General features: G+C 44.9%; 25 protein-coding genes. 15 read left to right on the top strand and 10 right to left on the bottom strand.

The window, feature by feature from the left end; all coding sequences use genetic code 11:
• Positions 1 to 48: 48 nt before the first annotated feature.
• Both QGN29_RS02010 and QGN29_RS02005 read right to left on the bottom strand, forming a co-directional pair.
• Entirely contained in the window at positions 49 to 612 is a 564-nt protein-coding gene (locus QGN29_RS02010; RefSeq protein WP_310798989.1) for a hypothetical protein, read from the bottom strand.
• 87 nt (positions 613 to 699) lie between these two features.
• The gene (locus QGN29_RS02005) at positions 700 to 2,076 is read right to left on the bottom strand and encodes an MATE family efflux transporter (protein ID WP_310798988.1); all 1,377 of its coding nucleotides are present in this window, start codon (positions 2,074 to 2,076) and stop codon (positions 700 to 702) included.
• A 268-nt stretch (positions 2,077 to 2,344) separates the two neighbouring features.
• Between QGN29_RS02005 and QGN29_RS02000 the strand changes: the two genes are divergently transcribed.
• Together QGN29_RS02000 and QGN29_RS01995 are read left to right on the top strand one after the other, a co-directional pair.
• On the top strand, positions 2,345 to 2,689 hold the full coding sequence (locus tag QGN29_RS02000) for a zinc ribbon domain-containing protein YjdM (protein ID WP_310798987.1): 345 nt from the start codon (positions 2,345 to 2,347) through the stop codon (positions 2,687 to 2,689).
• Between the two features lie 160 nt (positions 2,690 to 2,849).
• A complete protein-coding gene (locus QGN29_RS01995; RefSeq protein WP_310798986.1) occupies positions 2,850 to 3,110 on the top strand; it encodes a hypothetical protein in 261 nt (86 codons plus the stop codon).
• Positions 3,111 to 3,167: 57 nt separating this feature from the next.
• Here the strand turns inward: QGN29_RS01995 and QGN29_RS01990 are convergent, their stop codons facing one another.
• The gene (locus QGN29_RS01990; protein ID WP_310798985.1) at positions 3,168 to 3,656 is read right to left on the bottom strand and encodes a GNAT family N-acetyltransferase; all 489 of its coding nucleotides are present in this window, start codon (positions 3,654 to 3,656) and stop codon (positions 3,168 to 3,170) included.
• 77 nt (positions 3,657 to 3,733) lie between these two features.
• Here QGN29_RS01990 and QGN29_RS01985 point away from each other — a divergent pair, with 77 nt between their 5' ends.
• The 3 genes from QGN29_RS01985 to QGN29_RS01975 are packed head-to-tail and all read left to right on the top strand — an operon-like array spanning position 3,734 to position 5,272.
• Positions 3,734 to 4,183, top strand: coding sequence for an MAPEG family protein (locus tag QGN29_RS01985; protein WP_310798984.1), 450 nt, complete (start codon positions 3,734 to 3,736; stop codon positions 4,181 to 4,183).
• A gap of 12 nt (positions 4,184 to 4,195) precedes the next feature.
• Positions 4,196 to 4,741 carry a pyridoxamine 5'-phosphate oxidase family protein gene (locus QGN29_RS01980; RefSeq protein WP_310798983.1) on the top strand — a complete coding sequence of 182 codons (546 nt, stop codon included), beginning with the start codon at positions 4,196 to 4,198 and terminating at the stop codon, positions 4,739 to 4,741.
• A 48-nt stretch (positions 4,742 to 4,789) separates the two neighbouring features.
• Positions 4,790 to 5,272, top strand: coding sequence for a putative signal transducing protein (locus QGN29_RS01975; protein ID WP_310798982.1), 483 nt, complete (start codon positions 4,790 to 4,792; stop codon positions 5,270 to 5,272).
• 10 nt (positions 5,273 to 5,282) lie between these two features.
• On the opposite strand, the gene phbB is transcribed toward QGN29_RS01975, so the two are convergent.
• The 4 genes from phbB to QGN29_RS01955 form a co-directional block, all read right to left on the bottom strand.
• Positions 5,283 to 6,011 (bottom strand): acetoacetyl-CoA reductase, encoded by a 729-nt coding sequence (gene phbB, locus QGN29_RS01970; RefSeq protein ID WP_310798981.1) that lies wholly within the window; start codon positions 6,009 to 6,011, stop codon positions 5,283 to 5,285.
• 96 nt (positions 6,012 to 6,107) lie between these two features.
• Positions 6,108 to 7,469, bottom strand: a complete 1,362-nt coding sequence (locus QGN29_RS01965) for a glutamate--cysteine ligase (RefSeq protein WP_310798980.1) — start codon at positions 7,467 to 7,469, stop codon at positions 6,108 to 6,110.
• A gap of 176 nt (positions 7,470 to 7,645) precedes the next feature.
• On the bottom strand, positions 7,646 to 8,215 hold the full coding sequence (locus QGN29_RS01960; RefSeq protein ID WP_310798979.1) for a cysteine dioxygenase family protein: 570 nt from the start codon (positions 8,213 to 8,215) through the stop codon (positions 7,646 to 7,648).
• 169 nt (positions 8,216 to 8,384) lie between these two features.
• A complete protein-coding gene (locus QGN29_RS01955) occupies positions 8,385 to 9,119 on the bottom strand; it encodes a 16S rRNA (uracil(1498)-N(3))-methyltransferase (protein WP_310798978.1) in 735 nt (244 codons plus the stop codon).
• 74 nt (positions 9,120 to 9,193) lie between these two features.
• Here QGN29_RS01955 and ubiA point away from each other — a divergent pair, with 74 nt between their 5' ends.
• Both ubiA and ppa read left to right on the top strand, forming a co-directional pair.
• The gene (gene ubiA / locus QGN29_RS01950; RefSeq protein WP_310798977.1) at positions 9,194 to 10,129 is read left to right on the top strand and encodes a 4-hydroxybenzoate octaprenyltransferase; all 936 of its coding nucleotides are present in this window, start codon (positions 9,194 to 9,196) and stop codon (positions 10,127 to 10,129) included.
• Between the two features lie 15 nt (positions 10,130 to 10,144).
• Entirely contained in the window at positions 10,145 to 10,669 is a 525-nt protein-coding gene (ppa, locus tag QGN29_RS01945; protein ID WP_310798976.1) for an inorganic diphosphatase, read from the top strand.
• A 79-nt stretch (positions 10,670 to 10,748) separates the two neighbouring features.
• Here ppa and QGN29_RS01940 read toward each other — a convergent pair whose 3' ends face one another.
• Complete coding sequence (locus tag QGN29_RS01940) at positions 10,749 to 11,339, bottom strand: GNAT family N-acetyltransferase (RefSeq protein ID WP_310798975.1); 591 nt, start codon at positions 11,337 to 11,339, stop codon at positions 10,749 to 10,751.
• A 264-nt stretch (positions 11,340 to 11,603) separates the two neighbouring features.
• Here QGN29_RS01940 and QGN29_RS01935 point away from each other — a divergent pair, with 264 nt between their 5' ends.
• The 6 genes from QGN29_RS01935 (at position 11,604) to QGN29_RS01910 (ending at position 19,787) form a co-directional block, all read left to right on the top strand.
• The gene (locus tag QGN29_RS01935) at positions 11,604 to 12,785 is read left to right on the top strand and encodes a phosphoserine transaminase (protein ID WP_310798974.1); all 1,182 of its coding nucleotides are present in this window, start codon (positions 11,604 to 11,606) and stop codon (positions 12,783 to 12,785) included.
• An 89-nt stretch (positions 12,786 to 12,874) separates the two neighbouring features.
• A complete protein-coding gene (gene serA / locus QGN29_RS01930) occupies positions 12,875 to 14,452 on the top strand; it encodes a phosphoglycerate dehydrogenase (protein WP_310798973.1) in 1,578 nt (525 codons plus the stop codon).
• A 58-nt stretch (positions 14,453 to 14,510) separates the two neighbouring features.
• Positions 14,511 to 15,695 (top strand): ATP phosphoribosyltransferase regulatory subunit, encoded by a 1,185-nt coding sequence (locus QGN29_RS01925; RefSeq protein ID WP_310798972.1) that lies wholly within the window; start codon positions 14,511 to 14,513, stop codon positions 15,693 to 15,695.
• A 55-nt stretch (positions 15,696 to 15,750) separates the two neighbouring features.
• Complete coding sequence (locus tag QGN29_RS01920) at positions 15,751 to 17,043, top strand: adenylosuccinate synthase (RefSeq protein WP_310798971.1); 1,293 nt, start codon at positions 15,751 to 15,753, stop codon at positions 17,041 to 17,043.
• Between the two features lie 221 nt (positions 17,044 to 17,264).
• On the top strand, positions 17,265 to 19,277 hold the full coding sequence (locus QGN29_RS01915; protein WP_310798970.1) for a protein kinase family protein: 2,013 nt from the start codon (positions 17,265 to 17,267) through the stop codon (positions 19,275 to 19,277).
• Between the two features lie 12 nt (positions 19,278 to 19,289).
• Positions 19,290 to 19,787 carry a hypothetical protein gene (locus QGN29_RS01910; protein WP_310798969.1) on the top strand — a complete coding sequence of 166 codons (498 nt, stop codon included), beginning with the start codon at positions 19,290 to 19,292 and terminating at the stop codon, positions 19,785 to 19,787.
• Positions 19,788 to 19,835: 48 nt separating this feature from the next.
• On the opposite strand, the gene rpoH is transcribed toward QGN29_RS01910, so the two are convergent.
• Both rpoH and QGN29_RS01900 read right to left on the bottom strand, forming a co-directional pair.
• Positions 19,836 to 20,705, bottom strand: a complete 870-nt coding sequence (gene rpoH, locus QGN29_RS01905; protein WP_310798968.1) for an RNA polymerase sigma factor RpoH — start codon at positions 20,703 to 20,705, stop codon at positions 19,836 to 19,838.
• A gap of 60 nt (positions 20,706 to 20,765) precedes the next feature.
• Positions 20,766 to 21,788 (bottom strand): RluA family pseudouridine synthase, encoded by a 1,023-nt coding sequence (locus QGN29_RS01900; protein ID WP_310798967.1) that lies wholly within the window; start codon positions 21,786 to 21,788, stop codon positions 20,766 to 20,768.
• A gap of 10 nt (positions 21,789 to 21,798) precedes the next feature.
• Here QGN29_RS01900 and QGN29_RS01895 point away from each other — a divergent pair, with 10 nt between their 5' ends.
• Both QGN29_RS01895 and QGN29_RS01890 read left to right on the top strand, forming a co-directional pair.
• Entirely contained in the window at positions 21,799 to 22,224 is a 426-nt protein-coding gene (locus tag QGN29_RS01895; RefSeq protein WP_310798966.1) for a hypothetical protein, read from the top strand.
• A gap of 106 nt (positions 22,225 to 22,330) precedes the next feature.
• Entirely contained in the window at positions 22,331 to 23,956 is a 1,626-nt protein-coding gene (locus QGN29_RS01890) for a long-chain fatty acid--CoA ligase (RefSeq protein ID WP_310798965.1), read from the top strand.
• Positions 23,957 to 24,005: the final 49 nt, after the last annotated feature.

The following is a 24,005-nucleotide window of genomic DNA, read 5'->3' as shown; positions in this document are numbered from 1 at the left end:
TAACATAATTGCTGTTATAGGACTAGAATTGCCATTTTCATCGATGCCTTAGAGTGGTTTATTCAGGTCAAAAGATACTTCAAACTCTCGACCAGGTCGAGAGAGACGATACGATAAACGCCCTTTGGAATTGAGGGTTAGCGTCCAAACATTTGTTGTAGATTGTTTCAACCCTTCTTTGATAAAGAGTGCCTTTGAAAAATCATCCACTGGAAAATCTTGAGATGTTGGCGACCCTTTAGTTGTGGTATGTCCGCCGTACATGCTCACCGCATCTGGAGTGCCATCCTTATGCCTGTGATCATGTTTCAAGCTTAAACCAGTTGCAGATTTTGTGATGATCCAAGTTCGGGATTTATCTTCTCCGACGTGTAATGGAATTCTGATTTGTTTGGTCATATCTGCAGTACATGCAGGTGCGTGGATGATTAGTTTAGACTGTCGCCACTTTTCATCGCTTTCATTGGACGCGACAACAGTGCCCTCATAAGAATGACCGCAAATTTTCTTAAGCTGATTAAAGAAGATAGCATGGCTTTCTTCTGCCTTGGCAGCGGGTAAGTTTGTGAAAACGCCGAGAATACTAAGAATAATAAGGGACTTTGAAGTCATGGTCTTTCTCCTGATACTGTTTAGTAGACATCATACATGACCATTATGCTGGATCAATTCCCATTTGAGTCTTTATGGCCGAACCACTTATCCATCGCTTGCATCTTGTACCAACTTATGGCGCTTTCCGGACTTTAGAACCCATAAAGTTAACAGCCACATGCCAATTTCGGCAACGGGGCGTGCACTCCAGACTCCTGTTTCCCCGTAATAGATCGGCAATATAAAGAGCAGGGGAATAACAAAGAGATAGGTTCTTCCTAAATTCAAGATAGCGGCTTTCGCGATGCTTCCAATGGCTTGAAAATAATAGGCAATAATCATCATTGGTCCAAAAGAGAAAAACATGATGATCATATAAGGGATCAGGCGAGTGACATCATTGATCACTTTAGGATCATCAACAAAGAGGCGACCAATATCCGCGGCGAACAGAAAGAATAATGCTTCGATGCTTACGCAGTAAATAAAAGCTATTTTAATGGCTGCCATAAGAATATCACGAGATCGAGAATAATGCCCTGCTCCAAAATTATGCCCAACAAGAGTTTGAGTTGCCATGGCAAAACCCATTAATGGAAGAAATGTAAAGGTCGTGACACGTGTTAAAATACCATAGGCACTAATTGTGGTTGAATAGTCAGCAGGCGGCCAGATTTGAAGAGCATAGATGACGATGATAGTCACTAATCCGACACCCAAAAAATTTAATCCAGAAGGGATCCCAAGGCCAAAGATTGATTTTATGATCGGAGAGAGTTCTGTGTGGGTCAGGCTGCATAAACCAAGGGATTTTTTTTGTTGGTGACGAAAGATTAGGAGAACGATGAAGCTCAGGGCTTGTGCACCTACAGTGCCATAAGCCGAGCCCTCTACACCCAGATCCATTTGAACGATCAAAATGTAATTAAAGAGGATGTTTAAGGCAGTTCCTGCGAGGGAAATCAGCGTCATGATTTTCACATAACCTTCAGCCCGTAGGGCGTCATTGTGAAGGGTTAAATAGAACATCAGGGGACAAGCCCAAACTAATATTTTCATATAAGAATAGCTTTGATTTTCTATTAAGGCATCTCCATTTGCCATCGATATTACTAAATCAGCGCCCCAGAGAGTGAATAATAAAATGGTGAGGGTTGAGATGATTGTAGAAATGAGATGGGCGAGTGTGAAACTTACTTCTGCTTTCTGACGATCCTTTGCTCCTAAAGCGCGGGCTAAAATACTCGACATACCACTTGAAACGGTCATAGACAGGGCAATGATGATCATTTGAAAAGGAAACATGAGTGTGACAGCTGCAAGGGCTTCAGCACCGACATAGATTCCAAGGAACCAAGCGTCTACGACATTATACAGTCCGTTTACCATCATAATAATGACTATAGGCACGGCAGTTTGTAAGAATAATTTGCCAATGGTGTCCGTCGCATAGGCAATAGTCTGGGCTTGATTATTGGTCATTAGAAAGTGCCTTTGAAGCTAAAACTATCAGAGAATTCTTAATGTGTATCATGTTACCCTCGTGTTTTCTGGGCAGCTATAATGAGCCCGCATTTCTATTGGTCGCCTGACAAAACAGTGGGTTATATTCGCTACTAAGATGGCTTCACCGTGCATAACTGCGCGAGCGGCAGGGGCATTCCCTTCTCGCTACCTAAGAGAAAAAAGCTTAACTTGTCAAGTGACCCTCTGAGGGCTATACACGGCGCAACTCTCAGAAGGAAATAACATGTCTGAACTTCCCCCATGCCCTAATTGCAGCTCTCCCTATTCTTATGAAGATGGCAGTTTGTTACTCTGTCCTGAGTGCGCACATGAATGGAATCCTGAGGCCCTTGAATCCCAGGACAAAAACCGGACTAAAGTCTGGAAGGATAGCGTCGGTAATGTCCTTATTGACGGCGATGACGTGACAGTTATCAAAGATTTGAAAGTTAAAGGCTCGTCCTCTGTTGTGAAAGTCGGAACCAAGGTAAAAGGCATTCGCCTAGTGGAGGGAGACCACGATATCGACTGTAAAATTCCTGGCATTGGGGCAATGGGCCTAAAGACGCAGTTCGTAAAGAAAATATAAGTTCCTATTCAAATATTCTCTCTGGTTCATTCTCGCCTATGGGTCGCAAGGATGCATATTGAAAGATGTAGAGGGTAAAGTGATTTTCTCATTGCAACTGTGAATTTTTTCCATATAAATCTCATCAATGGGGTTTTAATTTAGAGTATCGAGAAAAGTTATGGAAGCGATTTACTGTCCTTTATGCCAAGAAGGTAAAAAGACTGAATTCAAAAATGCATGGGCTGAAAGAAATTACGATGGCCGCATTGCAATTGAGTGTCCTGATTGTGGCCGATTTAATCTTAAAAATGCCAATCAAATCGCTAAATTTGCTAGCTCTCCTCTCTCCAAAGAGCAACTAGAAACTTTGCGCGGTGTTATCCGGATGGAAAATAAAATGAAGATGCCAGCGCGTTTAGATTTCAAGATGCTTAAATAGCAGCCCTTCTGTCTCTGTAAGACTTCCTAGTCAAATCAATTATCTAAAATTATTGACTTAGATGATAGTCTTACTGCGGCGTTCCATAAAAGAAACATCATGCCAAACACCGTCTCTTTTGCCAAGTTTTTCACGAATTCCGACTTGACGGAAACCACATTTTTCGTGAAGTGCGATTGAGGCTGTGTTGACCCGAAACACTCCTGCTTGCATGGTCCAAATGCCCGCTTTTTCGCAGGCAGATGCCAAGTGATTTAGTAAAGCAGTGCCTATACCAGCCCCACTATAGTCTGGATCAATGTAAACGCTGACTTCTGCTACGCCTTGATAACAGCATCGGTCGGACACAGGCCACAGGGTGACCCACCCAACAACAGTCCCTTCTACTGAAGCGATAAAAGTCATATCTTTTAGGCTATCTCTTTCAAAAGAGTGTTGTGATTTTACGTCGGTCTCGAATGTGGCAATGCCAGTGGCAATACCCAACGCGTAGATCCTTTCTACACACGGCCAATCAGAAGAAATATAGGGTCTCATCGACAACATAAGCCTTGTCCTTTCCTTATAAAGGCTTATCATGATTACCATCTGGGAAGAAAGAAAAAATAAGAGGATTAGACATAATGGATCAACTTAAAGAAACAGTTTCGCTCGCTACAGGGTCCGCTTTCATAGGACCTATTATCGCACTCGTTTTATTAACCGTTCTTGTTTGGTTTTGGCTTTATATTGTTCGCCTCGGTTTTATGCGATCAAATAAAATCGATCCCGAAAGTTTGAAGACGGCCAAAGGCAAGATGCAAATGGATGGCCCGCAAAATTATCCGGCGGAAAATTACAATCATCTCTTTGAAATGCCGATTCTTTTCTATGTGGTCTGCCTTCTGTTCGTTGCGACAGGTAAGGGAGATATGGAAGCGTTGAATCTTGCCTGGGCCTTTGTGGCAACGCGCGTTCTTCATAGTATCATTCATTGTACCTACAATAAAATAATGCATCGATTTATGGTTTTCCTTGTCAGTTCAATTGTGATGATGTTGCTGGTCTATAAAGCTTGGGCATTATTACTTTAGGAGGGAAGGCAGGTGGCTGAGTTTTTTGATAAGATAGAAGATAAGCATCAACGGTTTATAGAAGAACAACCGATGTTTTTTATTGCGACAGCCTGTGCTGACGGGCGTGTGAATTTATCCCCGAAAGGGATGGATACTTTCAAAGTGCTCAGTCCCAATCGTTTCGTTTATCTGGACCTGACGGGCAGTGGTAATGAGACGGCAGCTCATATTAAAAAAGATGGGCGGGTGACGGTGATGTTTAATAGCTACACACGCAACCCCCTCATTCTAAGACTATATGGTCAGGGGCATGTTATTCGCCCTGGGCACCTTGAATTTGACGAGCTTAGTTCTAATTTTATAGAGAGAAGCGGGACTCGCCAATTTATAAGTGTAGACGTAGAGAGTGTCCAGACAAGCTGTGGCTATGCAGTGCCTCTTATGGAGATATCTGGTGAGCGAGATACGCTTGAAAAATGGGCGACTACTAAAGGCAAAGACGGTCTAAAAGAATATAAAAAAATCAAAAATAGCCAGTCTATTGATGGGTTCGATACGGGCTTGAATGATGAGTGAGAGTAAAGAATGAGTCAGTGCTGCGGTCCTAAAGCTCCAGAAAAATTTATGATCTTTAAAAAGGGGCTAGACGCGAGCGAAGCTCTTATCCTGCGCAGTGTACTTGAAGGCGCGGGCATTTCTGTATGGTTATCAAACGAGCATATGGCCAGTATGAATTATGCGGTGACTGCGGATTTGTTGATCAGAGAAGGGGATAAATGGCGGGCAGATCAAGTGATGCAAGATGTTTCTACATTTCCAGCGGATGCCCCAAAAATAGAGTTAGGGGACCTACAGGAATGTCATTATTGTGGCTCTACTGATGTCTTTAATTTTGTTGGCACTGTGCCAATTATGGGCGGTATTTTGAAGTCGCGCGCTTTTCCGGGCAGCCCTTGGCGTCGCTGCTTAGAATGTCGTAAATTCTTTCGTGTAGACAATCGCCGGTATTTAGGGAATGCACCCACAGCGTTGCTATGGGGAGGTATTTTAGGCTGCGCTGTTTATGGCTTAAACTATGCCATCACTTGGCTCAGGATCATGTTATAGAGAGTTATCTCTAATACATATGCTGCCCGCCGTTGATGGAAAGTGTGGAGCCTGTGATAAAGCTAGCCTCATCCGCAGTTAGAAAAGCAACACCGCGAGCGATGTCATCCGCTATACCCAGCCGGCCCACTGGGATCTTAGCAATAATCTTTTTTAAGACTTCATCCGGCACCGCGGCAACCATATCTGTATCCACATAGCCTGGCGCGATCGCATTCACATTAACGCCGAAGCGCGCGCCTTCTTGGGCTAAGGCTTTTGTAAAACCGTGAATGCCTGACTTGGCAGCGGCATAATTTACTTGCCCATATTGACCGGCTTGACCATTAATGGAACCCACATTGACGATCCGGCCAAACCCAGCTTCCTTCATGCTGGGGAAAATGGCCTTACACATATTAAAACAAGAGCCTAGATTGGTATCGATAACATCTTGCCAATTCTCTGCACTCATCTTTAAGAGAGTACCATCCCGTGTGATGCCTGCATTATTTACAAGAATAGAAATTGGACCATAGGTGTTAATTGTATGGGCAATAGCTTTTTGGCATGCCTCGAAATTGGCCACGTCAAATTTCATGACAGGGATGTCATTTTCTTCACTGAATGCAGCAGCCCGCTGGTCATTTCCCACATAATTGGCGATGACTTGGTTGCCCGCTGATTTAAGGTGTTTACAAATAGCGGCCCCGATACCGCGAGTGCCCCCAGTGACAAGTGCTACGTGATTATTAGACATATTAAATCCTTTTAAACAAGCGTGATGATGAACTGAAGAGACAGTTCATCTGCAAAGTTTACTCAGGAATAATGAAAATTAAAAGTCAGAAAACGATTAGTAGCTAAACTCTTTAAAGACGTGGCTCACATCCCCATCCCAATGGTCTTCCATTGCATCGATCATTTTGTCAGCAGGTGTTTTCCCTGTTTCAACCGTTTCATAAAGGCTAGAGATAAAGCCGCTCTCATTTTCACCGCTGGTGGAAAGTTTAGCCCGTTCCTTTAGTCCTGCATCTGCTATATCAAGAACTTCCTTGGCAACATCTCTGAGGAGACGGCCTTTATGGGCAGTTTTTAAGCCGAGTTTAGGAGCGCTGTGACGCATGGTTTCAAGTTCTTCAAAAGTCCAGGGTTTAATAAGGTCAAGGCAAGCTTGTTGACTGTCTTTGCTGTAAAGTAGCCCCACCCAAAAAGCTGGGAGTGCACATAATCTATTCCAAGGGCCTCCGTCGGCACCACGCATTTCAAGGAATGTTTTGAGGCGGACTTCAGGAAAAAGCGTTGTCATATGATCTTGGAAATCTTCCATAGTAGGTAATTCGCCAGGTAACGCAGGAAGTTTGCCGTCCATAAAGTCGCGAAAACTCTGGCCAGCCGCATCAATGTAATCCCCGCCGCGACGAACAAAATACATGGGCACATCCAGCACGTGATCTAGATAGCGTTCAAACGACATGCCGTCTTCAAAAACGAAAGGCAACAGACCGCAACGGTCAGAATCAGTGTCAGTCCAGATATGGCTTCGATAACTTTGATAGCCCACGTTCCGGCCATCCAGGAAAGGGGAGTTGGCAAATAACGCGGTAGCGATTGGTTGTAAAGCCAAGCCGATACGGAATTTTTCAATCATATCCGCTTCGCTCTCAAAATCTAAATTTACCTGTACAGTGCATGTGCGCATCATCATATCAAGGCCAAGTGATCCAACTTTTGGCATGTAATTGCGCATGATTCCATAGCGGGCTTTGGGCATCACTGGGATGCACTCACGACTTGATGTGGGGTGGAAGCCAAGGCCAAGAAAGCCAACGTCTAACTTTTCGCCGATTTCTTTAGCATGCTGAAGATGGCGGGAGGTTTCCGTGCAGATGTCATGCATGTGTTCTAACGGTGCACCGGAAAGTTCAAATTGACCTCCGGGTTCAAGGGTTATAGAGGCGCCGCCAGAGATTTCAGCAATAACATTTCCGCTTTCGCTCACAGGCTTCCAGCCAAAATCTTCGAAGGCTTTTAAGACGTCTCTTATGCCGGGACGGCCATTCTCACCTGCATAGGAAAGAGGGCGATTATCACTTCTGTGAAAGACGAATTTTTCATGCTCAGCACCAATTCTCCAGCTATCACGATCAGGCTTCGAACCTGACTCTAGATAGGCCATCATAACGTCTTTGCTGTCGATTATTGTTGTATCAGCCATAAAAAACTACCTCCGGAAACACCTAAAATGAGTGCCAAAACCCTCGTCTGTACCCTTCGTACATAAGAGCAGTTTTCGTAACGTGCAAGAGAGTTAATGTAAAATAACGAATTAGTTATACTAATGAGTGAGATGTTTGCAGAACGAGAGCACTTGAAATTGCCCGAAGATTGGAATTAATCCTCGTACATTACATTGATGCACTGTGGATCATCGCGAAGATCCATGCCATAAATATGGATGGTGGCTGCGGTATTATTTTCTTCAACATAAAGACTGTGAATGCCTTCTGGATCGGGATTAACACTGGTGATGTCACCACGGCCAATTTTAATATCTAATGTCATCTTTAGCGATTCGATATTCTCCCCATCGGCAATGCGATCAAAGCACTGGCAGCCCATGTTGCCACTGTATACCCCGACGCTGCCCCACGCATTGTGACCGTGGATTGGAGTTTTAGCCCCTTGAGTCCAACGAAGGACAAGAATAGAGAAGCGCCCGCGGGGGTCTGTATAGACTAAACGTCGTGCATAGGCTGCTTGTTCGACAGAAAATGAGGGAAGATCATGATCTGATAAAAGAGGGAGGAAGGAACGCAGAGCAGCTTCTGCCAGCTGTCTAGGGTTGCAAGTAGATGATGCGTGATCCATTTCACTAGATATAAGTTGCCCTAAATCTTTAAGCCTGGATTGGGACTGGCTTTTGAAAATATTTGCTTCATTTGCATGATTGTCGACGTACATCTTCATCTCTCTCTTTATACCTGTGACAAGTATAGTAAATATAAGATGAAAAGTCTTTTTGAATTTTGCGCATTAATGTAATTAATTAGTATAAATATTCTATTAATTCTGTATTAATTGAATATATATTCTATATAGTTAATCTGTAATGGCAATGCATGCTATGGTGTTACCAGTCTCCAAGTGTGGCTTGCCACAAAGAGAGTGCGGCCATGGCTGCAGTATCAGCTCTCAAAATCCGGGGGCCCAGAGAGACAGAAACACAGCCTTCTTGAGCCGCTAAGGTTTCGCGCTCACGATCATCAAAACCACCTTCTGGTCCAATAAAGATGGCCCAGGGAGGTGGCGGTGACCCCTTTGGTAAAGCATGAATCGCGCTTTCGGCGTTGCGCATTTCATCACAGAACATGATGCGCCTTTCAGAAGGCCATTCTTCCATGAGAGTTTTGAATTTTATAGGCTCCGTAACTTCAGGGACGTTAAGGCGTTCACATTGCTCAGCGGCTTCGATGGCATTTAACGCCAACCTGTCGACCTTAACTCGGTCTGTGTTTGTCCGTGCAGTCAGTAAAGGAATAAGCTTACTGGCACCTAACTCTGTTGCTTTTTGTGCCATGAAATCAATCCGTGCTTTTTTGATGGGGGCAAAGACAAGCCAAACATCGGGTTCAGTTTTCTGATCTCTTACTTTTTCTTCAACTAATAAACTGACAGATTTGCGAGAAGCATGGGTGACCAGACACTGCCATTCGCCGTCTCTGCCATTAAAGAGGTTTATTCTTGTTCCTTCAGTGACTCGCATCACATTCGCCAAATAATGGGTTTGGCCTTTATCTAAATCTATTAGGCCTGATCCAGGGAGGGAGTCCTCTATGAAAAGTCTTGTCTTTGCTGTATACGCCATGGCTAATTCCTATTTCTCTGGCTTTGAAGAGAATGGTTATTGACTTCATACCCTAAAAATCCCAAACAACAAACATGACAAATGTAATTGAAACAAAAGATGCCATCTCAGGCAGTTGGGTTTACCGCGCAGCACCGTCTTCTTGGCGGCCATATTTGAAGTTGGCAAGGATGGATCGTCCTGTGGGGACGTGGTTGCTTCTATGGCCAGCTCTGTGGTCTATTGCCCTGTCGTCAAAAGCTCAGTGGTATTATTTTGATTTTTGGGCATCAATTGTCGTTGGGTTTCTTTTTGGATTGGGGGCTATCGTGATGCGCGGAGCCGGCTGTACCTATAATGATATTGTAGACAGAGATTTTGACGCAAAGGTCGAGCGAACCAAATCACGACCAATTCCAGCAGGAGAAGTCACTGTAAAGCGAGCTTGGGCTTTTCTTGTCTGTCAGTGTCTTGTAGGCTTTGGAGTTTTGCTGCTGTTGTCACCGACTGCTCAATTGCTTGGGTTTGCGTCCCTCTTTCTCGTGGCGATTTATCCCTTCATGAAGCGGATCACATACTGGCCCCAAGCGTGGCTAGGGCTAACATTTAACTGGGGTGCTTTAATGGGATGGGCTGCTTTGACGAATGATGTAGGCACTGCAGCCATTGCGTTATACTGTGGTGGATTTTTTTGGACTCTTGGCTACGATACCCTATATGCTCACCAAGACACCGAGGATGATGCTTTGATTGGCGTGAAGTCTTCGGCCTTGGCTCTAGGCGAAAAAACCGTCTATTTTGTAAGTTTTTTCTATATTGCCTTTCTAATTCTATTAATATCTGCAGGAATGCTTGCAAATGTCAGTTATTTCTATTACATCGGCCTAGTAATTGCTGCGGTGCACCTAGGGTGGCAGTGTCGCTCAGTGGATATCCACAACGGAGAGAGCTGTCTGCGTGTCTTTCGCACGAATATCGGATTTGGATGGATTGTCTTTATCAGCATCATTGCTGGACAGTTTACAGTATAAAGTAAGGAATACACTATGAATATCGATAAAATTCCAGTGGGTGAAGACGCACCGTGGGACGTGAACGTCATCGTTGAAGTCCCTGTCGGTACAGAACCTGTTAAATATGAGTTGGATAAAGAGTCTGGCGCTCTGTATGTTGATCGTATCATGCATACATCAATGCGTTATCCCTGCAACTACGGTTTCATCCCTCATACTCTTGCAGATGACGGTGATCCAGTTGATGTTTTGATTGCCAATCAAACCCCGATCATGCCTGGAGCCGTTGTCCGTTGTCGTCCAATTGGTGTACTCATTATGGAAGATGAAGCAGGCATGGATGAGAAAATCCTTATGGTTCCTGTGGATAAGCTGAATCCTTGGTATACATCTGTACAAGATTATAATGAACTGCCAGAGGTGTTTCTAGGCCGGATTCAGCACTTCTTTGAGCACTATAAAGACCTTGAAAAAGGAAAGTGGGTTAAAGTTGTAGGCTGGGAAGGCAAGCAAAAAGCGGCTGACCTCATTATGGAAGGCGTTGCCGCCTACCAGTAGGGGCTTCTGGTATTCAAAAAAAATTGGCCCGGCTCGTTTGAGTCGGGTTTTCTTTTGACCATTCAGGTTCAAGGGTAAACTAAGAAGCTTCCCGCCACATTAGCCAAAGCGAAGGCGCTTCCGGGGTTGCCTTTACTTCTTCAACTATCTCAAAGCCAAAATGCCTATAAAAGGGAATGTTACTTTCCTTGCTGCTCTCAAGATAGGCGGGCATTCTTTCTCTGTCAGCGCGCTCAAGTCCGGCTTCCATAAGCATGCCGCCCAAGCCTTTGCCTTGACTATTTGGGAGAGTGCCGATAGCGAATAAATAATAGTGGGGCACTAAAGGGCGTTTTAAATCAAGAGTGTGATCGATTGACATCCCGCGCTGAAGACTGGTTATGCCGCTTCTTGTTGCCATGAGCCAAGCAATATCCAATGAGCGGTAGATAGGAATGTGCTTGCGAACATGAGGCGAGAGCCAGAGCGTGCCTGCTGAGTGGCATTGGGTGATATGGCCGAATCCTTTGCGTAAGTATAATTTTTTCGCGAGGAGGGCATAGAAGGCTTGCAGTGTGTCAGTCTCGTCTCCGAATATCCAACTATTGACGGGGTCTCCGGTAAAACTTTCACCGATAATTGAGCCGATAAGGGCAGACTCATTCTTATGTAAACTCTTGATAGGGGCCATAGAAAACTAGTGGCAGAAAAAATAGTCAAGAGCAAGCTGAAGATTTTCAGGATGAGTATTTGACATCTTCCTTCGAATCCGTATTTTAAGGGCAGGTATTCCCGACCGAGGTCAAAAAACCAAACAGGGGTAATGCTGGTGCGGCCAAAATCCAATATCCAGTTTCACCGTGGTCTGTCTGCGCGAAAAAGGTCAACGACAGAGCATATATACTTTGGGCCATACCTCCCCAACGAGGTGCGACCTATCTGGAAGGATAGTGTAATGACTGATTCTACTCTTCAGGCAACAAAGCCTGTTGTTAAACCCCTAAGACCAGAATTCTCTTCTGGGCCCTGCGCGAAACGCCCAGGATGGGACCTTACAAATTTCTCAACTGCAACTCTTGGCCGTTCTCATCGCTCTAGCGTGGGTAAAGAGCGTTTGCAATATGCTTTGACGAAATCTCATGAATTGCTTGGTTTGCCAGAAGATTATGTGATCGGACTGGTCCCTGGATCTGATACAGGTGCTGTAGAGATGGCGCTTTGGTCGATGCTGGGTGAGCGCGGCGTTGATATGCTGGCTTGGGAAAGCTTTGGCAGTGGTTGGGTCACAGATGTTGTGAAACAACTCAAGCTGGATGATGTGAATATTTATGAGGCTGAGTACGGTGAAATTCCTGACCTTTCAAAGGTGAATACGGACCGTGATGTGGTCTTTACATGGAACGGAACGACCTCTGGCGCCATGGTGCCAAATGCAGACTGGATTTGCGAGAATCGTAAAGGGTTGACTATTTGCGATGCCACATCTGCTGCTTTTGCTATGGACTTACCATGGGATAAGTTAGATGTCGTCACCTACAGCTGGCAAAAAGTTTTAGGCTCTGAAGGGGCCCACGGGATGATCATCCTCAGCCCACGTGCGGTGAAGCGTCTTGAGAATTTCGATGCTGGGCGCGCTTTGCCAAAAATTTTCCGCTTAACAAAAGCAGGGAAGTTGATCAGTGGCATTTTTAAAGGAGCGACCATCAACACTCCTTCTATGCTGGCTCTTGAGGATTATATTGACGCTCTTGAATGGGCAGAGGCAAATGGGGGGCTACAATTTTTAATAGAACGCTCTCAAGATAGCCTTGCTGTGATTGAGGATTGGATAGAAGACAGTGATTGGGCTGCTTTCCTCGTGGCCGATAAAGCCCTTCGTTCTCATACCTCAGTCTGCTTGAAAATCAAAGACGCATGGATCAGCACCCTTGACGCTGATGTTGCAGCTTCTGTGCCTAAAAAGCTCTCTGCCTTGCTTGATGCCGAAGATGTGGCTTACGATATCAATGGATACCGTGATGCCCCGGCAGGTCTGAGAATTTGGTGTGGTTCTACGGTGGACAGTGCTGATGTTGAAGCTCTTCTTCCTTGGCTAGATTGGGCCTATACCACAGTAAAAGCTGAGTTATCCTCATAGCTTTTTAGCATATATATTTTGGCAGCACGCGGTGCTGCCTCCCCCTTATAGATACAGAAAAGACCTCTGAAGAGGCAAGGAGATGAACAATGGTTAAAGTTCTAATCAGTGATAAAATGAGCCCGTTGGCTGAACAAACATTTAAAGACCGCGGTGTTGACGTAGATTTTAAGCCGGGTATGAATAAAGAAGAATTGATTGCCGTCATAGGGGAGTATGACGGCCTTGCGATCCGCTCAGCTACAAAAGTTGATGCTGATGTTTTGGCAGCGGCAAAGAATTTGAAAGTCATTGGCCGGGCCGGTATTGGTGTGGATAATGTAGATATTCCGTCTGCCACAGCTAACGGCACAGTCGTTATGAACACGCCATTCGGAAATAGTACGACCACAGCTGAGCATGCCATCTCTATGACGCTGGCTCTTGCACGACAAATTCCTCAAGCCAGTGAAAGTACGCATAAAGGTAAGTGGGAAAAATCTCGCTTTATGGGCGTAGAAGTTACAAATAAGAAGCTTGGTATTATTGGGTGTGGAAATATTGGGGCACTTGCTGCAGAGCGAGCGATTGGCCTCAAGATGAAAGTATTAGCTTTTGACCCCTATCTATCACCTGAACGGGCTGTAGAATTAGGCGTGAAAAAAGTAGAATTAGATGAATTGTTTGCAGAGGTAGATTTTATCAGCCTCCATACACCGCTAACAGATCAAACACGCGGCATTATTGGTACTGAAGCTTTTAAGAAAATGAAAGACGGTGTTCGGATTGTGAATTGCGCGCGAGGTGGATTGATCGATGAAGCAGCGCTAAAAGAAGCCCTAGACAGTGGCAAGGTTGCAGGTGCTGCTCTCGATGTGTTTGAAGTTGAGCCTGCAAAAGATAATATTCTATTTGGTCATGAAAAAGTGATCTGTACGCCGCATCTCGGGGCTTCTACAACTGAAGCGCAGGTGAATGTGGCAGTGCAGGTCGCAGAACAGCTTTCGGATTATCTTCTCTCTGGGGGTGTCACAAACGCGTTAAATATGCCAAGCCTTTCTTCTGAGGAGGCGCCGAAATTGAAGCCGTATATGGAACTTGCTGGTGATATTGGCGGATTTGCAGGTCAGATCACAGGCAGTAGCCTCAAGTCTATCACTGTTGAATATGAAGGACATGTTGCTGGCCTTAATGTGAAACCCTTAACGGCTGTTGTTTTGCAGGGATTGCTTTCGCCTCTCTTGCAAAGCGTCAATATGGTCAATGCCCCTGTTGTTGCAAAAGAACGTAATATTGATGTGACTGAGACGGTGCATGAACGTGAAGGGGATTATCATACGCTTATCAAAGTCACAGTGGAAACTGAAAAGAGAACGCGATCAGTATCAGGCACTTTATTTGCAAATGGTGCTCCACGGATTGTGGAAGTCAACGGTGTAAATATTGAATGTGAAGTGGATGACTTTATGATCTATGCAGTGAATGAAGATAAACCTGGATTTATCGGTGCCCTAGGAACAATTCTTGGCCATAACGGCATTAACATTGCGAACTTTTCTCTTGGGCGTCATCCTGAGGGCGGTGAAGCTGTAGCAGTTGTCGGCGTGGATACGGAAATTTCTGATATTGTCATTGACCAACTGACGGCTTTACCTCATGTTCTTACAGCAAAAAGTTTGAGCTTTTAATTGCCAGACCTGGCATAAATGCGTATGTCGGGTCTGTTATTATCAATGGACCCGACCTATGACACAAAAAGACGCTTATACAGACCCGCACTATGCCAAGCAAGCTCTCTTACCTGAGGGGCTTCGTGATCATTTGCCGCCCTATGCGGAACTTGAAGCAGAGACAGTTCATTCTGTCATGGGTGTGTTTCAGTCTTATGGGTACGAGCGGGTTAGCCCGCCTCTGGTCGAGTTTGAGGACAGTCTATTAATAGGCCCAGCAGCAAAGAACTCTGATAATATGTTCCGGCTTATGGACCCTGAGAGCCGGAAAGTCATGGCGCTTCGATCTGACATGACGACCCAAATTGCACGGATTGCAAGCACAAGACTTAAGGAGCACCCCCGCCCCCTACGCTTGGCTTATTCGGGTAATGTCCTCCGCGTGAAGGGGAGCCAGATTCGACCCACACGCCAATTCTGCCAAGCCGGATTTGAACTGATCGGGGATAGTGGTATTCAAGCACAGATTGAGGTGATCCGCGTTGCCATAGAAGGTCTGACGCAAGTGGGCCTTAAAGATTTATCAGTGGATTTAACCATCGCTCCTTTTGTGCCGGCAGTCTGTGCTGATCTGGGACTAGATCAAGTAAAAACGGCCTATGTCAGAGCTGCCTTGGACGCAAGAGATGTCGGCGCCCTTCAAGAATTGCCGACCAGAGAGCGCAAGGTTTTTGAGGCTATATTACAGTCAGCAGGGGATGCTCAGGAAGCTGTTCATACTTTAAAAGCACTCGCCTTTGAGGGCGAATCTGTGATGTATGTCATTGAATTAGCACGGCTTGTTGAAGCACTCGCCCTTGAGTTTCCCTCTGTGGCCCTAACCGTCGATCCTGGGGAAAGTCATGGCTTTGATTATAAGATTGGCGTTGGATTTGCGCTCTTTTCAAAGTCTGTTCACGGGGAATTAGGTCGTGGCGGTCGCTATCAGACCAGTTTTGCTGACGGAAGCCACGAATCTGCTATAGGATTTTCGATGTATCTTGACAGGGTGATGAATGCGATCCCAGTGCCGGAAGCGAAAAGGAAAGTTTATGTCCCCCACTCAGTCAGTCAGGATGTTGCAAAGAACTACCGTCTAGAAGGCTGGTGTGTCATTCAGGGCTTGACAGATGAAGACAATTCTCTCATTAGAGCGCAAGAAATAGCTGCCAGTCTGGGATGTTCACATATCCATAGCAATGGCGAGTGTGTTGCGCTATAAGGGGCGCGATTTGATTCTAATTGGTTTTAAATGATTTCCGTGAAAAGGATTGACCATGGGTAACGTAGTTGTTGTTGGTTCACAGTGGGGTGACGAGGGTAAAGGTAAAATCGTAGATTGGCTCTCTGAGCGCGCTGATGTTGTTGCGCGATTCCAAGGGGGACATAACGCAGGTCACACATTGGTTATTGATGGCAATGTTTATAAATTGTCTCTGCTGCCTTCTGGTATCGTGCGCGGGGGTAAGCTTTCGGTTATCGGGAACGGTGTTGTAGTGGATCCATGGGCTTTGCTAAAAGAGATCGACACACTGCAAGGTCAAGGTGTTGAAGTTAGCCACGACACTCTTCAAGTTGCAGCCAACGCGACTTTGATTATGCCATATCACGGTGAACTCGATGGTCTCCGTGAGGATGCTTCTGAAGGGGTGAAAATTGGCACAACCCGTAGAGGTATTGGGCCCGCTTATGAGGATAAGGTTGGGCGTCGTGCGATCCGTGCCTGTGATCTTTTCTCACGTGAGACAGTCAAAGCGCGCCTTACTGTTGCGCTAGAACATCATAATGCAGTGCGTCGTGGTTTAGGTGTTGATGAAATTAATCTTACAGATCTTGTTGATCAGGTTATGGAAATTGCTCCGAAAATCACCCCGTTTGTTAAGAACGCATGGAAGTCTCTTGACGATGCTCAAAAAGCTGGCAAGCGCATCCTCTTTGAAGGGGCACAGGGCACGCTTCTTGATATTGATCACGGCACCTATCCCTTCGTGACCAGTTCTAACACCATAGGCGGTCAGGCCGCATCCGGTTCTGGAATGGGTCCAAACAGTTTGAATTATGTTTTGGGGATTACGAAAGCCTATACCACCCGCGTCGGTGAAGGGCCTTTTCCAACAGAACAGGAAAATGAAATTGGGGAATTCTTAGGCACAAAAGGCCATGAATTTGGTGTAGTGACAGGGCGTAAACGTCGCTGTGGTTGGTTTGATGCTGTCCTTGTTCGCCAAAGTGTTACTATTGGCGGCATCACAGGCATCGCGTTAACAAAGCTTGATGTGCTTGATGGGATGAAAGAAATTAAAATTTGTGTTGGCTATAAGCTCAATGGTGAGATGTTGGATCATCTGCCCTATGGGATGGAAGATCAGGCAGATGTTGAGGCTGTCTATGAAACCATGGACGGGTGGTCTGAGACAACATACGGTGCCAGAAGCTGGAAAGATCTACCAGCGGCGGCAGTTAAATATGTCCGCCGAATTGAGGAATTGATTGGGGCTCCTGTGGCAATGCTTTCTACCAGCCCTGAACGTGAAGATACAATCTTGGTCAGGGATCCTTTTCAAGATTAAGCCACCTCATAATGGATCGCAGACCAAACTGTGATATTAATGACTCATAACTGGCTCTGGCCTGAATTAAATTCAGACCAGAGCCTTATTTGTTAAAGAAATTATTTACAGATTCTTTAATGCTGACTAATATTTGCTAGAATAGGGTAAATAACTGTCCTAGATTTAATTTTAACGCCGTTAAGTTGTAAATTATATCTAAATATATCAGGGAGATATTTGTGGCAGGCGAAAGTGCACCTCTACCTAAGTCGCAAAGTGCCTTTGGAGAGAGATATTCGGTTAATTTTTCAGTCCCTCTACCGCAATTTGATACAAGTGGCGGTAAGGCCTATAAGGTTGTGGACAGTAAAAAGCCAGACGCGCCGCTTTATGCCTTTGTTCACTATCACGGGGCATATGTCAGAAGCAACGTCTATAAGCTGCTCTCTAAGCGATCAAGTCCGAATGTCGTCTGTCCAGTAGATCATGGATTAATGAATATTCAAGCAGGAGAAAATCGCCAGAGTTTGGTAACGATTTTTGAACGCCCGACAGGGGATCCTCTCTTCTCTGTAGAGGGAGCACATCCAAAGCTTGATACTTCAAAATTGAGAACAAATGTTGCCCTCTCGATTATCAAAGCGATAGCGGGTCTTCATAAAAAGAAAATTATTCATGGGTCTTTGCATCCTTCGCGAATGTTCTTTGTTTCGCAGGAAAGTGATGATGTATATTTAGGGGAGTGTATCACAACGCCCTGTGGGTTTGACCAGCCCCCTGAGTATGAGCCTTTAAGTGTTGCTTTTGCAGACGCTGAAGGACGCGGCGAAGGGACACCCTCTCGGGACTTTTTCCAACTTGGGGCAAGCATCATGACGCTCTATTTTGGTAAATCACTAGACGGAGCGCGCGCCCAAGAAGCCATGTTAATGGCGCGTGTTAATCAGTCTTCTTTTTGGGCGCTGGCTGGGGGACAAGATGTTCCAGGTGCTGTTGGCCAACTTCTGAAAGGTGTTATGCTCGATGATGATGAAGACCGCTGGGGGTTTGAGGATGTATTAAATTGGTACGAAGGCAGTGCGCCGATCAAACGATCAGGCATGCGCAACTGGACAATGAATCGCCCCACCAATTTCAAGGGCACATCTTATGTGGACCGTCGCCTTCTCGCATCAGCCTTTGCCCACGATCCAAAGTCTGCAGCTGTCCTTATTCGAGGGCTGGAGTTTGAGCAATGGATGAGCATGTGCTTAAGAGAAGAAATATATTCAGATAGCCTTCAGTCTCTATTGGCGATTTCGTCTGGGAGTGGCATGGGGCATGAAGAGGCACATGCTCTTATTACAAGGTTTACGGTCTTTTTACATCCTGATGGCCCTATTCGATATAAGGGGCTTTCATTCTATCCCGATGCCGTTCCAGCTTTGATGCAGACATTGGTGCAGCGAGATGAGAGGGAAAAAATTCGCTTCTTATTAGAGATTATGAATAAAAAGCTGATGACTGCCCTAGCCTCTCTGAGCAATGAGCAAAACCCAAATGGTGCGAAACTCTTAAATCAATATTCGGGCTATGATGGATATGCACGATCCCCAGATGTAGGTAAAGGAGTGGAGCGTGTCTTATATGAGCTGAATCCTGCAGCACCGTGTATGAGCCCCAAAATGGATAAGAACTGGGTTGTTTCTGGAAAGCAGCTTGTGGAATCCATCAATAGATTAGCGGAAGTGGGGTCAATCAAAAATATCCTGCTAGACCGTCATATTGCGGCATTTATTTTACGTCACGTTGAGGGAATTGAACGAGACTATAATAAACTGCTGTCGTCAAAAAACGATACAACGCGCTTTAATGGCTATACAGCTGAAATCTTCTCCTATCTTCAAAAGAAATATAATGTAGCATCGATGGTTGGCCTGTCGAATAAGCTTGTAGATAGTATGATTACTGCAGTGAAGGGCTTAAAGAATAAAAAAGCCCGTGAAGGTGTTTCTAATATCCTTGAGAAATTGAAAGCGACAGGAGATTTAGATAAAATCGTCAAGACTGTGGATATTAATAAAATCACGACAGAAGATAACCGGAAGTTTTTAGCGGCGAAGAATGCAGCTGCACGCCTGGAGCGAGAAAAAAGTAAGCTTTCAGTGAAAGTCACCCCCGCAGATATGAGCGCGAAGCAAATGGGGTATGGTGCGAGCAGAAATTTTGCTTTTGTATGTTTAGTGCTGACAATGGTATTAACCTATATTTAAAAGAGACAGAAAATGGCAGCGAAGAAAAGAAAAAATAATGAAGGTACTGTCGCTCTCTTGATCATAATGGGGTTAATGATCGGTGGGTTAATGCTTTATAATAATGATCTTGGGATTTTTGTTTTCCTCAGTATTCTTCCTACTGTTACTGCCCTTTTTAATGGGTCTGACGTGTGGAAGATGCACAGGACATTGACAGTCGCTCTTTTGAATTTTACAGGGATCATTCCGTATATAAAAATGGCTTTTACTGATATTTATACTTTTGAATCAGTGGCCTGGCAGCCAGTAACCTTTCTCATTATATGGGGTCTCGCTGGCTTTGGCTATATGCTGCTATACGTAGCGCCCCATGTGGCTACCTATATTATTCAATCGAACAACAATAGAAAAGTCTCTTCTCTTGTGAAACAACGGCAGTCGCTCGCTGAAGAGTGGGGCAACGAAGTGTTAGTTGAAAAGCAGGTTGAGGAAAAGCCTCAGTTTATTACGCCGAAGAGAAGTCGGTAGCCTAATAGGTGGGAAAACTTTCTTGCCCACCTAAATCGTTGATTGAAATTAAGATGCCATCGCATGGATAGATTTTTGAACCTTTTCAAAGGCTCTCACCTCAATCTGACGAACGCGTTCTCGGCTGATGCCATATTCCTGTGACAATTGTTCTAAGGTGCTCGGGTCCTCAGATAAGCGTCTTTCTGTCAGAATATGTTTTTCGCGGTCATTAAGGTCCCCCATAGCTTCTAGTAACATTTTACGCCGTGAGTCTAGCTCTTCTTCTTCAGCATAAACAGTTTCCTGGGTTGGATTATCATCTACCAACCAGTCAAGCCATTCCCCTTCTCCGTCAACTCGCATAGGGGCGTTCAGGGATTGGTCACCGGTAGACATACGGCGATTCATATCCACAACTTCATCTTCAGATACATTAAGTTCTGTGGCAATTTTTGAGACGTGATCTGGCTGCATGTCGCCGCTATCAAGGGCTTTAATTTTCCCCTTAAGGCGTCGTAGATTGAAGAATAATTTCTTCTGAGCAGCAGTTGTTCCTATTTTCACAAGAGACCAACTACGCAGGATATATTCCTGAATGGCCGCTTTAATCCACCACATGGCATAGGTCGAAAGTCGAAAGCCTTTTTCAGGATCAAACTTTTTTACAGCTTGCATCATGCCAACGTTGCCTTCAGCAATCAAATCTGAGACGTTTAAGCCATATCCCCGATAACCCATGGCAAGTTTTGCCACAAGCCTTAGGTGACTGGTCACAAGCTTGTGTGCACTTTCTCTGTCTCCGTGATCAACCCAGCTTTTTGCTAGCATATATTCCTGATCTGCTTCTAGCATAGGGAATTTACGAATTTCTTGTAAATACTGATTCAAGCTGCCTTCGGGCGAAAGGGTGGGTAAATTTGATGGTGTCGTACTCATGATGTCCCTGACTGTCTTAGATTGATCTATTCTTATAATTATCGAAGTTTTATTAAATTATTAAGATTGATCAAAGGGCTTACTGTCAGCAGGAAATACTTTTCCATGGCTTGAAAGGGCATCGATCAAGTCTTTCATATCAGATGGGAGTTCAGTTTCAAATTTCAAGGGGGCGCCAGAAATTGGATGGATGAATCCGAGACTACGCGCATGCAAAGCCTGTCGTTTAAACCCCATTAAAGCACTGCGCACCATTTGACCTGTCGTTGAAGGGAATTTGCCCAGATTGCCATAAACAGGGTCTCCAATAAGAGGGTGTCCAATATTATTCATATGAACACGAACTTGGTGGGTGCGGCCCGTCTCAAGTTTACATTCTATGTGAGTTGCGACTGTTTTGTTGCCGCTCATATAATAGTCCAGTGCTCTGAAATGTGTTGCTGCCCATCTCCCGTCAAGCTCAGAGACAACAGCCATCTTCTTTCTATCGCCAGGATGGCGACCGATGTTACCTTCTATACGGGCATTGAGCTCTTTTGGCTCTCCGCGGCAAAAAGCAGAATATAGCCGATCGATGGAATGATCGGCAAATTGTTTTGCAAGGCCATTATGAGCCTTGTCGTGTTTGGCCATGACAAGCAAGCCTGAAGTTTCTTTATCGATACGATGCACGATGCCAGGCCGTTTAACACCGCCAATGCCGGATAGACTGCCGGCACAGTGGTGTAGTAAGGCATTAACCAATGTTGACTTAGGGCTACCCGGAGCAGGATGAACAACCATGCCAGCGGGTTTATTCACGACAATGAGATCAGCATCCTCATAGACTATATCCAAGGGAATATCTTCCGCCAGGGGCAAGGGATCTTCCGCCTCTGGCACCGAGAGGATATATTTGTCCCCATCATGAACCTTCTGAGAGGGACTTTTTACTCGGCGGCCATTTGAAAAAGCAACTTGACCATCCTTGATTAAACTTTTAAGCCGAGAGCGTGAAATGTCTGGAACAAGATCAGAAATCACTTTGTCCAAGCGCTGGCCTTTAAGGTCACTGGGGATGAGTATTGTAATTTGATCAGTCATGGAGACTGTTATGACGATGAATGAAGAGAATGTCACTAAAAATCCAGATCAAGAAGAGCTGGATGTTCAAGAAATGACCAAAGGCCATGTGGGATTAAAGCTTTTGGTCCTTTTCATGGGGATCGCAATTTTAGGAATGATTGTCCTCATTGCCATGAAATCTATGGAAGTTCTATCGGGATCTGACCAAGATAAACCAATCATGAGTGAGGAAAAAGGGTCCGTTTCTTCGTCAGTTATAGGGACTAGTGAAAAATCGCTTCCTACTTCATATCAATCTTTCATTGAAATTTCAAAGCCAGAAGGGATGTCTTTTCATCAGGCAGATGTGTCGGGTATGCGAATGACAGTGTCTTATAAAAAAGGCAATGAGACATTGATCCAAGTGATTGATCTTGAAACGGGGCGCCTCTTGTCGTCTGTTCATATTAAGTAGCGACATTCAGAGAAATAATAATTTTCCTTTTAACATTATTGAAATAGTTTCAACTCCGCTTATAGTTAACTAGGAGTGGAGAATTTAATATTGTCAGGAGGTAGTTATGCATGGGTTAATGCAGCAGTCAGAGCTTTTAGTTTCTAAATTTATTCAGTTCGCGGATATCAATCACGGTCAACGTGAGATTGTCGGGATGCTGCCTGAAGGTGGTCAGATCAGAACAAATTATTCTGAGGTGAATTTCCGTGCAAAAAAATTAGCTCAAGCCTTAGAAAAAATGGGCGTTTCACTAGGAGACTGTATCGGGACCCTAGCCTGGAACTCTCATCGTCATATGGAATGTTGGTATGGAATTTCAGGAATGGGAGCTGTCGCTCACACTATCAATCCGCGCCTTTTCCCTGAGCAACTTATCTATATTATGAACCATGCCGAAGATAAGGTTCTCTTTCTTGACATTCAGTTCATTCCGCTAATTGAGGCGGTAAAAGATCACTTAAAAACCGTAGAAAAATTTGTGGTTATGGTTGGCCGTAAGCATATGCCAGAAACATCCCTTGAGAATGTTGTTTGTTACGAAGATTTGTTAGCCGAGGAAGACGGTGATTACATCTGGCCTGAGTTTGATGAAAAAACCGCCTGTGGTCTTTGCTATACATCAGGGACGACAGGCAACCCAAAAGGGGTATTATATTCGCATAGATCTAATTATCTACATACGATGGCGACTCTATCGAAAGATTGTTTTGACATGGGCTCACGGGATACCATTCTTCCGGTTGTCCCCATGTTCCACGCCAACAGTTGGGGAATACCATATGCTGCGGCGGCTGGGGGCGCAAAGATTGTCTTTAATGGCCCGCATCATGACCCTCAGACACTCCATAAATTGATGATTGACGAAGAAGTCACACATACGGCTGCTGTCCCCTCGGTGTGGACCCCCATGCTATCTCATGTAGAGAGCAATGGACTAGATTTCGGAAAACTAGAAAGTGTTGTTATTGGTGGATCAGCTTGTCCACGCTCGATGATAAAGACGTTTAAAGAGAAATACGGCATTTGGGTTGCTCATGCTTGGGGAATGACTGAGCTGAGTCCTCTTGGAACTTTAGGAACTCCGAATGCAGCCACGATGGAGTTGGAAGGTGAAGACCTTATTGATCTCCAATGTAAGCAAGGCCGCGGTGTTATTGGCATTGAAATGACGATTATGGACGATGATGGTAATGAGTTGCCAAGAGACGGCGAAAGTGCTGGCCGCCTGATGGTACGTGGGCCATGGGTTGTGAAGTCTTATTATAAGAGCGAGTCAGATGATGCCACAGAGAAGGATGAATGGTTTGATACAGGCGATATGGCGAATATCGATAAATATGGTTTCATGCAAATTACAGATCGTTCTAAAGATGTTATTAAATCGGGAGGTGAATGGATCAGTTCCATTGACCTTGAAAATGAAGCCATTGGACATCCTGCAATTCTAGAGGCTGGGGTCATTGGACGCTATCATCCTAAATGGGAAGAAAGGCCTCTGATGATCGTTGTGCTAAATGAAGGCGCTGGTATTACCCTTGAGGAATTAAACGATTATTTGGCTGATAAAGTCGCTAAATGGTGGTTGCCTAATGGCTTGGAGATCGTCGATGATTTGCCACATACGGCCACAGGTAAAATTAGCAAGAAAGATTTAAGGGAAACCTTTAAAGATTACACTTTCCCAGAGTGATAAGGGATTAAGTTAGCAAGATCATGAAAGCCCGCTTATGCGGGCTTTT

The organism is Temperatibacter marinus, from assembly GCF_031598375.1.
Lineage (GTDB): Bacteria > Pseudomonadota > Alphaproteobacteria > Sphingomonadales > Kordiimonadaceae > Temperatibacter > Temperatibacter marinus.
Note: the sequence above shows the minus strand (reverse complement) of the source record. Positions and strands in the feature narration are given on the sequence as shown.

Excerpts from the sequence above, each read along its gene's own strand:
- QGN29_RS02010 (WP_310798989.1), bottom strand. The coding sequence starts at position 612 with ATGACTTCAAAGTCCCTTATTATTCTTAGTATTCTCGGCGTTTTCACA.
- QGN29_RS02005 (WP_310798988.1), bottom strand. The coding sequence starts at position 2,076 with ATGACCAATAATCAAGCCCAGACTATTGCCTATGCGACGGACACCATT.
- QGN29_RS02000 (WP_310798987.1), top strand. The coding sequence starts at position 2,345 with ATGTCTGAACTTCCCCCATGCCCTAATTGCAGCTCTCCCTATTCTTAT.
- QGN29_RS01995 (WP_310798986.1), top strand. The coding sequence starts at position 2,850 with ATGGAAGCGATTTACTGTCCTTTATGCCAAGAAGGTAAAAAGACTGAA.
- QGN29_RS01990 (WP_310798985.1), bottom strand. The coding sequence starts at position 3,656 with ATGTTGTCGATGAGACCCTATATTTCTTCTGATTGGCCGTGTGTAGAA.
- QGN29_RS01985 (WP_310798984.1), top strand. The coding sequence starts at position 3,734 with ATGGATCAACTTAAAGAAACAGTTTCGCTCGCTACAGGGTCCGCTTTC.
- QGN29_RS01975 (WP_310798982.1), top strand. The coding sequence starts at position 4,790 with ATGATCTTTAAAAAGGGGCTAGACGCGAGCGAAGCTCTTATCCTGCGC.
- phbB (WP_310798981.1), bottom strand. The coding sequence starts at position 6,011 with ATGTCTAATAATCACGTAGCACTTGTCACTGGGGGCACTCGCGGTATC.
- QGN29_RS01965 (WP_310798980.1), bottom strand. The coding sequence starts at position 7,469 with ATGGCTGATACAACAATAATCGACAGCAAAGACGTTATGATGGCCTAT.
- QGN29_RS01960 (WP_310798979.1), bottom strand. The coding sequence starts at position 8,215 with ATGTACGTCGACAATCATGCAAATGAAGCAAATATTTTCAAAAGCCAG.
- QGN29_RS01955 (WP_310798978.1), bottom strand. The coding sequence starts at position 9,119 with ATGGCGTATACAGCAAAGACAAGACTTTTCATAGAGGACTCCCTCCCT.
- ubiA (WP_310798977.1), top strand. The coding sequence starts at position 9,194 with ATGACAAATGTAATTGAAACAAAAGATGCCATCTCAGGCAGTTGGGTT.
- ppa (WP_310798976.1), top strand. The coding sequence starts at position 10,145 with ATGAATATCGATAAAATTCCAGTGGGTGAAGACGCACCGTGGGACGTG.
- QGN29_RS01940 (WP_310798975.1), bottom strand. The coding sequence starts at position 11,339 with ATGGCCCCTATCAAGAGTTTACATAAGAATGAGTCTGCCCTTATCGGC.
- QGN29_RS01935 (WP_310798974.1), top strand. The coding sequence starts at position 11,604 with ATGACTGATTCTACTCTTCAGGCAACAAAGCCTGTTGTTAAACCCCTA.
- serA (WP_310798973.1), top strand. The coding sequence starts at position 12,875 with ATGGTTAAAGTTCTAATCAGTGATAAAATGAGCCCGTTGGCTGAACAA.
- QGN29_RS01925 (WP_310798972.1), top strand. The coding sequence starts at position 14,511 with ATGACACAAAAAGACGCTTATACAGACCCGCACTATGCCAAGCAAGCT.
- QGN29_RS01920 (WP_310798971.1), top strand. The coding sequence starts at position 15,751 with ATGGGTAACGTAGTTGTTGTTGGTTCACAGTGGGGTGACGAGGGTAAA.
- QGN29_RS01910 (WP_310798969.1), top strand. The coding sequence starts at position 19,290 with ATGGCAGCGAAGAAAAGAAAAAATAATGAAGGTACTGTCGCTCTCTTG.
- rpoH (WP_310798968.1), bottom strand. The coding sequence starts at position 20,705 with ATGAGTACGACACCATCAAATTTACCCACCCTTTCGCCCGAAGGCAGC.
- QGN29_RS01900 (WP_310798967.1), bottom strand. The coding sequence starts at position 21,788 with ATGACTGATCAAATTACAATACTCATCCCCAGTGACCTTAAAGGCCAG.
- QGN29_RS01895 (WP_310798966.1), top strand. The coding sequence starts at position 21,799 with ATGACGATGAATGAAGAGAATGTCACTAAAAATCCAGATCAAGAAGAG.
- QGN29_RS01890 (WP_310798965.1), top strand. The coding sequence starts at position 22,331 with ATGCATGGGTTAATGCAGCAGTCAGAGCTTTTAGTTTCTAAATTTATT.